The organism is Pseudomonas donghuensis (assembly GCF_000259195.1).
Lineage (GTDB): Bacteria > Pseudomonadota > Gammaproteobacteria > Pseudomonadales > Pseudomonadaceae > Aquipseudomonas > Aquipseudomonas donghuensis.
In genome coordinates this window covers 1-9,006 of the sequence record NZ_AJJP01000221.1, presented here as the reverse complement: position 1 = coordinate 9,006, position 9,006 = coordinate 1, and the positions used below count along the sequence as shown (strand labels likewise).

7 protein-coding genes are annotated in these 9,006 nt (G+C 63.2%); 5 read left to right on the top strand and 2 right to left on the bottom strand.

All coding sequences use genetic code 11. The features are described from left to right. Nucleotides 1-98: 98 nt before the first annotated feature. Nucleotides 99-1,811, bottom strand: coding sequence for an FAD-dependent oxidoreductase (locus UW3_RS0102215; RefSeq protein WP_010220557.1), 1,713 nt, complete (start codon nt 1,809-1,811; stop codon nt 99-101). A gap of 172 nt (nt 1,812-1,983) precedes the next feature. On the opposite strand from UW3_RS0102215, the gene UW3_RS0102210 reads away from it, so the two are divergent. From UW3_RS0102210 to UW3_RS0102200, 3 genes are all read left to right on the top strand, one after another. Next, the gene (locus UW3_RS0102210; protein ID WP_010220555.1) at nt 1,984-2,760 is read left to right on the top strand and encodes an IclR family transcriptional regulator; all 777 of its coding nucleotides are present in this window, start codon (nt 1,984-1,986) and stop codon (nt 2,758-2,760) included. 151 nt (nt 2,761-2,911) lie between these two features. Continuing rightward, a complete protein-coding gene (locus tag UW3_RS0102205; RefSeq protein WP_010220554.1) occupies nt 2,912-3,718 on the top strand; it encodes a sugar phosphate isomerase/epimerase family protein in 807 nt (268 codons plus the stop codon). Nucleotides 3,719-3,736: 18 nt separating this feature from the next. Next, nucleotides 3,737-4,615 (top strand): DMT family transporter, encoded by an 879-nt coding sequence (locus UW3_RS0102200; protein WP_010220553.1) that lies wholly within the window; start codon nt 3,737-3,739, stop codon nt 4,613-4,615. Here UW3_RS0102200 and UW3_RS0102195 read toward each other — a convergent pair. Then, complete coding sequence (locus UW3_RS0102195; RefSeq protein WP_026001163.1) at nt 4,612-5,952, bottom strand: MFS transporter; 1,341 nt, start codon at nt 5,950-5,952, stop codon at nt 4,612-4,614. The genes UW3_RS0102200 and UW3_RS0102195 overlap by 4 nt on opposite strands. Before the next feature lie 302 nt (nt 5,953-6,254). Between UW3_RS0102195 and quiC the strand changes: the two genes are divergently transcribed. Further along, the gene (gene quiC / locus UW3_RS0102190; RefSeq protein ID WP_010220551.1) at nt 6,255-8,165 is read left to right on the top strand and encodes a 3-dehydroshikimate dehydratase QuiC; all 1,911 of its coding nucleotides are present in this window, start codon (nt 6,255-6,257) and stop codon (nt 8,163-8,165) included. 77 nt (nt 8,166-8,242) lie between these two features. Then, nucleotides 8,243-8,911 carry a TetR/AcrR family transcriptional regulator gene (locus tag UW3_RS0102185; RefSeq protein ID WP_010220550.1) on the top strand — a complete coding sequence of 223 codons (669 nt, stop codon included), beginning with the start codon at nt 8,243-8,245 and terminating at the stop codon, nt 8,909-8,911. The last annotated feature ends 95 nt before the right edge of the window (nt 8,912-9,006 follow it).

Below are 9,006 nucleotides of genomic sequence, written 5' to 3'. Positions count from 1 at the left end.
CTGATCAAGACAGTTGCTCCCACAATAGACCTGCGTGCGCCCGACCTGTGGGAGCCGGCTTGCCGGCGATGGGCTGCGCAGCAGCCCCAAGAGCTCCCTCATTCGTACGTTGTCACCCCGGCAATATGCCGCCCGGCGATGTAACCAAAGGTCGCCGCCGGCCCCAGATTGATTCCGCCCGCCGGATAATGCCCGCCCATGATGCTGACCATGTCGCTACCCACCGCATACAGCCCGGTAATTGCTTGCTGGTGCTCGTCCAGCACCTGCGCATTGGCGTTGGTCCTGAGCCCGGCAAAGGTGCCGAAGCAGCCCGGCTCGACTTTCACCGCATAAAACGGCCCCTGTTCGATCGGCGCCACGCACGGATTAGGCCCGTGCAGGGCATCGCCCTGTTTGCGGTTGTAAGGCGTCGAGCCGCGACCGAACTGCGGGTCTTCGCCGTTGCGGGCATGCCGGTTGTACTCGGCGACGGTCGCGACCAGGCCCTGAGCGTCAATCCCGCAGGCCCGCGCCAGGGCTTCGATGCTGTCGCCAGTTTTCAGGTAGCCGGATTTGATCAACGGCTGCACCGGTAAAGGAAACGGCCGCGAGATGCCCAGGCCATAACGACGCTGGAAGGCATGGCTGCAGATCAGCCACGACTCGACCTTGTCCCCCGGCGCCTGGGCGACCATGGCGCTGACGTAGTCGTAGTAACCGTCGGCTTCGTTGACGAAGCGCTTGCCGTTGGCGAGCACGCCGATGATGCCGGGCTTGGCCCGATCGATGATGTGCGGGAAATGCCCAATGCTGCCGTCCGTGTGCGGCACCCGCGACACCGGCGCCCAGGCCACCGGGCTGTGCAGGTCATCGGCAACCTGGCCGCCAACGCTTTCGCCCAGGCGCAGGCCGTCACCGTTGACGCCCAGCGGCGGCAGGGCCAGGTGCTCGTGGCCGGTAGGTGTACGCGGGAACAGCGCCTTGCGCCGTTCGACGTCATTGGCAAAGCCGCCGGCGGCCAGCACCACGGCCTTGCGCGCATTGATTCGGATCGGCCCGCGTGCGGTTTCAATCAGCGCACCGCTGACCCGGCCATGCTCGCGGATCAACTGGCGAGCCGCTGCCGATTCCCAGAGCAACACGCCGAGGTCTTCAGCCGACTTGGCCAGCCGCGCGACCAGGGCTACGCCGTTGACCAGTTGCAGGGCCCGGCCGTGGGTTGCCAGATCGAGCAGGTGGCGACTGAAGCGCTTGCTCACATGCAGCAACGAGCGCCAGGAACGGGTCAGGGTAAGGAAGGCACCGAGGTCCTTGCCGGCCATGATCGGCATGCCCATGAACGAGGTTTCGCGCAGGGTTTTGCGCAGGCGCGTGAGCAACTTTTTGCCCAACTGGCGGCCATCGTAGGGTGCAGCAATTACCGAACGCCCGCCAGTGCCGGCGCCAGGGGTATTGCCGTGAATGTCGGCAATGCCATTGCCGTCGGCAAATTGCAGGGCGGTATGGCGCTCGAAGAACGACACCATGTTGGGTGCCGCCTCGAGAAACGCATCGATCATCTGCCCGTCGAAACGTTCGCCCAGTTCATGTTCCAGGTACGTACGTGGCTGCGAGCGCTCCTCGATGATCCCGGCGCGCTGCGCCAGCGGATTGCACGGCACCCACATCCAGCCGCCGGACCAGGCCGTGGCGCCGCCGAACACCGGGTCTTTTTCGACCACGATGACTTTTTCACCATGCCAGGCGGCGGTCACCGCAGCGGCCAGTCCGGCGGCGCCGGAGCCGATGACCAGTACATCGCATTCGACCAGCGGGGTGTCGACGGGCATGGGCAGTATCCTCCAACAAGTTTTGTTATATTTTGGAACTTGATTCCATATTCTACGGTTCGAGAGATTGCCCAGCCAAGGCGTGCCACGACAAAGTGGGCGAAGATCGGACAGTGATTTGCGCTTTCGCCGGGGCTCTTTAGAATCGGCACAAATTTCAGGGACCATGACCATGGCCGGCAGTCAGATCGAACGCGCGTTCAACCTTCTCGAACGCCTTACCAGCGCCCCGCGCGGGCTGCCCCTGCAGACCCTGGCCGAAGAGCTGGACATCCCCAAGAGCGCCACCCATCGCATGCTCGCCGAGCTGATGCGCCTGGGTTATGTGCGCCAGAACGTCGAGAGCAGCCGTTACCACCTGAGCACTCGCCTGGTGGCGATGGGCTTTCGCTACCTGGCCAGCAGCGGTGCCGATATCGTCCAGCCGATCCTCGATCAGCTGGCGCAGCAGACCGGTGAACTGGTGCGCCTGGGGGTGATCGACGGTGAGCGCCAGACCTGGATCGCCAAGGCCCAGGGCGCCCGTTCCGGCTTGCGTTACGACCCCGACATGGGCCGTGATGCGCCGTTGTTCTACACCGCCTCCGGGCATGCCTGGTTGTCGAGTTTGAGCGATGCCCAGGCCTTGTTGCTGGTGGAGCGCCAAGGGATTGCCGACCCGGCGGATTTCGGCCCCAATGCGCCGAAATCCAATGCCGAGTTGCTGGAGCGCCTGCGCATCGCCCGCGAGCATGGTTATGCCTGGGTGGTGGAAAGTTCGGCAGTGGGTACTTCGGCATTGGCGGCAGTAGTGCGTCACCCGCTCGACGGTCACGCGCTAGGAGTGCTCAGCGTTGCCGGGCCTAGCGCGCGGATGAGCGAGGCGCGCATGCACGAACTGGCGCCGGTGTTATTGGCGGCGGTGGCGGAGTTGTCGGCGGCGAGCCCTGCGTCCGAGTTGTTCGTTTAAAAGCATCGCTGGCAAGCCAGCTCCCACAGGGACTGCATACACCGAACCTGTGGGAGCTGGCTTGCCAGTGATGGGTGTCGTTTTTTTGCTTGCATTGAAATTGGAACTGGGTTCTAAATATTTCCAAGTTCAACCCGCCGAGACAACAACAATGACGCAACGCGTGATGTCCCTCGCCGCCCTGACGGTACTCGAGCTGTCGCCTGTGGACATGGTCGAGGTCGCCGCCCGTGCCGGCTACAGCCATGTCGGCCTGCGTCTGGAGCCGGCCACGGCCGAGGAGCACCACTTCCCGCTGGTGGCCGACGCTGGCCTGCGTCGCCAGACTGCCGCGCGCCTGCGCGACACCGGCATCAAGGTGCTGGATGTGGAGATACTGCGGCTCAAACCCGACACCCGCGTGGCCGACTTCGAGACCTTGCTGGCGGTGGGCGCCGAGTTTGGCGCCAGCGAGTTGCTGGTGGCTGGCAACGACCCCGACGAACAGCGCCAGACCGACAACTTCGCCGCCCTCTGCGACCTGGCCGGGCAATACGGCCTGCACCCACACCTGGAGTTCATGCCCTGGACCGACGCCAAGAACCTCACCCAGGCCTGGCGTATCGTCGAACAGGCCGGGCGCGACAATGGCGGGGTGTTGGTCGACGCCTTTCACTTCGACCGCTCGGCGTCCTCGCTGGAAGAACTGCGCCAGGTCCCGGCCTCGCGGCTACGCTATGCGCAGTTGTGCGACGTGGCCGGCCCGCGCCCGGACGACATGGCTGAAATCCTGCGCCAGGCGCGCAACGAGCGGCGTTTTCCCGGTAACGGCAATTGCGATTTGCCCGGCCTGCTGCGTAGCCTGCCGCAAAATATCGCCCTGAGCCTGGAAATTCCCGTTCGCGACCAGGGCCTGAGTGCCTTGCAGCGGGCGCAGATGGCCCTGGACAAGACCCATCAGTTGCTCCGTCAACTCTGAACCTGCGAGCTTTTATCGATGCCCCGTCCCACTGCGCTCGACGCTGTCAGCCAACCGCTCAAGGGCATTGCCCTGGTGGTGCTGGCGACTTTTCTGTTCGCCAGCCACGACGCCTTGTCGAAGTACCTGGCGGGGTTCTACCCGATTCTCTGGGTGGTGTGGGCGCGCTACCTGGTGCACACCCTGCTGATGATGGTGATCTTCCTGCCGCAGTCGGGCCTGCGCGTGCTGCGTACCCGGCGGCCGGGGCTGCAGACCTTGCGGGCCTTGTGCCTGCTGGGCACCAGCCTGTTGTTTACCACGGCCTTGCAGTACATACCGCTGGCCGAGGCGACGGCGGTCAACTTCCTCGCGCCGTTGCTGGTCACGGCGCTGTCGCTGCCACTGCTGGGCGAGAAGGTCACGCGTGGGCAGTGGGTGGCGGTGCTGGTGAGTTTCGTCGGGGTGACGGTGATCATTCATCCGGGTGGGGCGTTGTTCACCCCGGCGGTATTGCTGCCGTTCGGCTCGGCGCTGTGCTTCTGCTTCTACCAGTTGCTGACGCGCAAACTCAGCGGCACCGATAGCCCGACCACCAGCAACTTCTTCACTGGCCTGCTCAACACCCTGGTAATGAGCGCCGTGGTGCCGATGTTCTGGCAGACCCCGAGCCTGATCCACGGCCTGATGGCCGTAGCCCTGGGCACTTGTGGGATGACTGCGCACCTGTTCCTGACCCAGGCCTTTCGCCATGCGCCACCGGCCATGCTGGCGCCGTTCAGCTACTGCCAGATCGTGTTCGCCGGGATTCTCGGCCTGGTGCTGTTCGGACACAGCCCGGACATGGCCGGGCTGGTGGGGATTGCCTTGATCTGCCTGAGCGGCCTGGGCGCCGCCTGGTTGCAGAGGCGCCGTTAGGCCTCGACTTTTGGCACCTTGCGTGGGGCCATGAAGTACATCCAGGTCAGGGCGATGAAGTACATGGCCGGGATCATGGTGAACAGCAGGGTGTAGTTGTTGTTGGTGGTGGTGAGGATGTAGCCGACCAACTGGGTCATGAACATGCCGCCGATCGCCGCGCACATGCCGCCGAAACCGAACACCGTGCTCATCATGTGCTTGGGTGTGTAGTCCATTACCAGGCTCCAGATGTTGGCGGTCCAGGCCTGGTGCGCGGCGATCGCCAGGGAAATCGCCAGTACCGCGACCCACAGGTTGTTGGCGCCGGCGGCGAAGATCACGCCGATGATGGTGGTGGCAAACAACAGCATCGACAGCAGTCGCGCCTTGACCGGGGCCATGCCGCGGCCGATCAGGAACGAGGAGAGAATGCCGCCGCCGACACTGCCGAAATCCGCACTCAGGTAGATGACGATCAGCGGGATACCCATCTGCGTCACGCTGATGCCCAGGCTGTATTGCTGATTGAGGAACGGCGGCAGCCAGTACAGGTAGAACCAGAACACTGGCGCGGTCACCGAGTAAGCCAGGGCGAAGGCCCAGGTACCGCGCATGCGCAGGATGCGTGAGAACGGCACGCGAGCCTGATCCGGTTCTGCTTCGCCTTGCACATAGGCCAGTTCTTCCTTGCTGACGCTAGGGTGGTCTTCGGGGTTGAAGTACTTCAGGCCCCAGAACACCACCCACACCAGGCCCAGCGCGCCCATGCCCATGAACGCTGCTTGCCAGCCCCAGACGGTGAGGATCAACGGCAGCAGCATCGGCGTGAACATGGCGCCGACGTTGGTGCCGGCGTTGAAGATGCCGGTGGCCACCGCCCGTTCACCGGCCGGGAACCACAGGCGGGTGGTCTTGACGCAGGCCGGGTAGTTGGCCGCTTCGGTAAGGCCAAGGATGAACCGGCAGACCATAAAGCCCACTGCCGAGGTCGCCAGGCCGTGGGCACCGGTGGCCAGGCTCCAGAGCAGCACGGCGCAGAAGAACACGCGCTTGACGCCGACCCGGTCGATCAAGCGGCCCTGGAGCACGAAGCCGATGGCGTAACCGACCTGGAACCAGAAGTTGATGTTGGCGTAATCCATCGCCGTCCAGCTCATTTCCTTGGCCAGGATCGGCTGCATCACGCCGAGAGCGGCGCGATCGATGTAGTTCAAGGTGGTGGCGAAGAACACCAGGGCGAGCATGACCCAACGGGTCTTGCCGACGGCCATGGCGCCACGCAGCTTGTCGCCGATGCCTGCGTGCGGAGTACTGCCCAGAGGCTGGGCCATGCGGGTGGGTTGAGAGTGGATCATCGCGGGTTACCCGTATTTTTATGTTTATGGGTCAAGCCTTGGGGTGGAACGCAACGCAACGGTCGCCGAGGTGTTCGGCAGTCGAGTAGTTGGCAGGTGGCGGGGAGCTTTTGGCTCGTGGGTCACTTGCCCCATGTCGAAATGGTGCGCCTGTGGTCAAAAAAGGGTCAATTCATCGAACGCTATTTTGGGCGATAATCGAACACAAAACTAACTAGTTCGTACCTTTTTTATTGAGCAAAAATTGCTCAACGCCAATAATTCCTCTACCCGGTTTTTGCCTGCCCATCGGAGCCAGAATAATGCAGCGTTCGATCGCCACCGTATCCTTGAGCGGTACTTTGCCAGAAAAGCTCGAAGCCATCGCCGCCGCGGGCTTCGATGGGGTCGAGATCTTTGAAAATGACCTGCTGTACTACGCCGGCAGCCCGCGTGAAATTCGCCAGCGCTGCGCCGACCTGGGCCTGGCAATTACCTTGTTTCAGCCGTTTCGCGACTTCGAGGGCTGCCGCCGCGATCGCCTGGCGCGCAACCTGGAGCGGGCCGAGCGCAAATTCGATTTGATGCAGGAGCTGGGCACCGATCTGGTGCTGGTGTGCAGCAACGTCGCTGCCGACTCCCTTGCAGAGCGCCAGGTGCTGGTGGACGACCTGCGCCTGCTGGCCGAACGGGCCGGTGCCCGTGGTTTGCGCATCGGCTACGAAGCCCTGGCCTGGGGCCGCCATGTGAACACTTGGGAGCAGGTCTGGGACATCGTCAAAACCGCTGACCATGCCAGCCTTGGGATGATCCTCGACAGTTTCCACACCCTGTCGCTCAAGGGCGACCCAAGGGCCATCGCCCAAGTGCCGGGGGACAAGATCTTCTTCGTGCAGATGGCCGATGCCCCGATCCTGGCCATGGACGTGCTGGAGTGGAGCCGGCATTTTCGCTGCTTCCCGGGGCAGGGCGAGTTCGACCTGGCAGGCTTTCTGGCACCGATCCTGGCCAGTGGTTACAGTGGCCCGTTGTCGCTGGAAATCTTCAACGATGGATTCCGCGCCGCGCCGCCACGGGCCAATGCCGCCGATGGCCTGCGCTCGCTGTTGTATCTGGAAGAAAAAACCCGTCAGCGTCTTGAGCAAGAGCGCGTAGCGCCCGCCAGCGAGGACCTGCTGTTCGCCCCACCGCCTGCCAGTGCCTATGACGGTATCGAGTTCCTTGAGTTTGCCGTCGACGATGCCCTGGGGGCCAAGCTGGGTATCTGGCTGGAGCGTCTGGGCTTTACCCGCGCCGGCGTGCACCGTTCGAAGAATGTCAGCCTGCTGCGCCAGGGCGACATCAACCTGATCCTCAATGCCGAACCCTATTCGTTCGCCCACAACTTCTTTGAAAGCCATGGTCCGTCGCTGTGCGCCACGGCGATCCGGGTCAAGGACAGCGCCCAGGCCCTGGCCCGTGCCGTGGCCTACCATGGCCAGCCTTACCGTGGCCTGGTCGGCCCCAACGAGCGCGAGCTGGCCGCGGTGCGCGCACCGGACGGCAGCCTGATCTACCTGGTTGACCAGGACGCCCAGGGCCGGACCATCTATGACACCGATTTCAGTGTGCAGGTACAACCGGGCAACAGCCTGGGCCTGACCCGCATCGACCATATGGCCCTGGCCTTGCCGGCCGACGGCCTGGACAGCTGGGCACTGTTCTACAAGAGCGTGCTGGATTTCAGCGCCGATGACGAAGTCGTGCTGCCGGACCCTTATGGCCTGGTCAAGAGCCGCGCCTTGCGCAGCCGCTGCAGCTCGATCCGCCTGCCGCTGAATATTTCGGAAAACCGCAACACAGCGATTGCCCATGCCCTGTCGCATTACCGGGGCTCGGGCGTGCACCACATCGCTTTTGATTGCGCCGATATTTTTGCTGCGGTCAAACAGGCCAAGGAATCCGGCGTGGCCTTGCTCGACATCCCGCTCAACTATTACGACGACCTTGCCGCGCGCTTTGATTTCGACGACGAGTTTCTCAGCGAGCTGGCCTACTACAACGTGCTGTACGACCGCGACGCCCAGGGTGGTGAACTGTTTCATGTGTATACCGAGCCGTTCGAGGAACGCTTCTTCTTCGAAGTGCTGCAGCGGCGTAACGGCTACAGTGGCTATGGTGCGGCCAACGTCGCCGTGCGCCTGGCCGCCATGGCCAAGGCCCGTGCCGGCGCGCCGGCGCAGGCCAAGTTGTAGAGCACAGGCGGCGAGGCTTCCTTACTCAGCACCCGGGGCTCATAATTGCCGGGTTAACCGATGGCCATGAGTCCCGTATGACGACTACCCCAGCACTCTGCGCAGCCCCTGAACAAGCGCCGCGCAAGGGCCGCAAGAACAACCCGGAAAAGACCCGCGAGAACATTCTCCAGGCGGCAATCAGCGAGTTCGTCCAGCAGGGGCTGGCTGGCGCCCGGGTCGATGCGATCGCCGAGCGCACGCAAACCTCCAAGCGCATGATCTACTACTACTTCAACAGCAAGGAGCAGTTGTACGTCGAGGTACTGGAGAAGCTCTACGGCGATATCCGCAGCACTGAAAGCAACCTGCACCTGGCCGAGCTCGAGCCACGCCTGGGCATCCGCCGGCTGGTGGAGTTCACCTTCGATCACCATGATCGCAACGTCGACTTCGTGCGCATCGTCTGCAACGAGAACATGCACCACGGCGAGTACGTCAAGCGCTCGTCGACCATTCGCTCGATGAACAAGACGGTGCTGACAGCGCTGGATGAAGTGCTCAAGCGTGGGGCTGCCGAGGGCGTCTTCCGCCAGGGGCTGGAGGCGCTGGATGTGCACCTGTTGATCAGCTCGTTCTGTTTCTACCGGGTGTCGAACCGGCATACCTTTGGCGAGATCTTCCAGGTGGATTTCGAGGACAAGGCGGTCAAGGACCGGCATCGGCAAATGATTTGCGAGGCGGTGCAGAGGTTCTTGCAGGCCTGAGGATCCGGGGCCGCTTTGCGGCCCATCGCTGGCAAGCCAGCTCCCACAGTTGCGGCGCATGCAGATCCATTGTGGGAGCAACTGTCTTGATCAGG

Coding starts and splice junctions, on each gene's coding strand:
- UW3_RS0102185 (WP_010220550.1), top strand. CDS start 8,243: ATGACGACTACCCCAGCACTCTGCGCAGCCCCTGAACAAGCGCCGCGC.
- quiC (WP_010220551.1), top strand. CDS start 6,255: ATGCAGCGTTCGATCGCCACCGTATCCTTGAGCGGTACTTTGCCAGAA.
- UW3_RS0102215 (WP_010220557.1), bottom strand. CDS start 1,811: ATGCCCGTCGACACCCCGCTGGTCGAATGCGATGTACTGGTCATCGGC.
- UW3_RS0102195 (WP_026001163.1), bottom strand. CDS start 5,952: ATGATCCACTCTCAACCCACCCGCATGGCCCAGCCTCTGGGCAGTACT.
- UW3_RS0102210 (WP_010220555.1), top strand. CDS start 1,984: ATGGCCGGCAGTCAGATCGAACGCGCGTTCAACCTTCTCGAACGCCTT.
- UW3_RS0102200 (WP_010220553.1), top strand. CDS start 3,737: ATGCCCCGTCCCACTGCGCTCGACGCTGTCAGCCAACCGCTCAAGGGC.
- UW3_RS0102205 (WP_010220554.1), top strand. CDS start 2,912: ATGACGCAACGCGTGATGTCCCTCGCCGCCCTGACGGTACTCGAGCTG.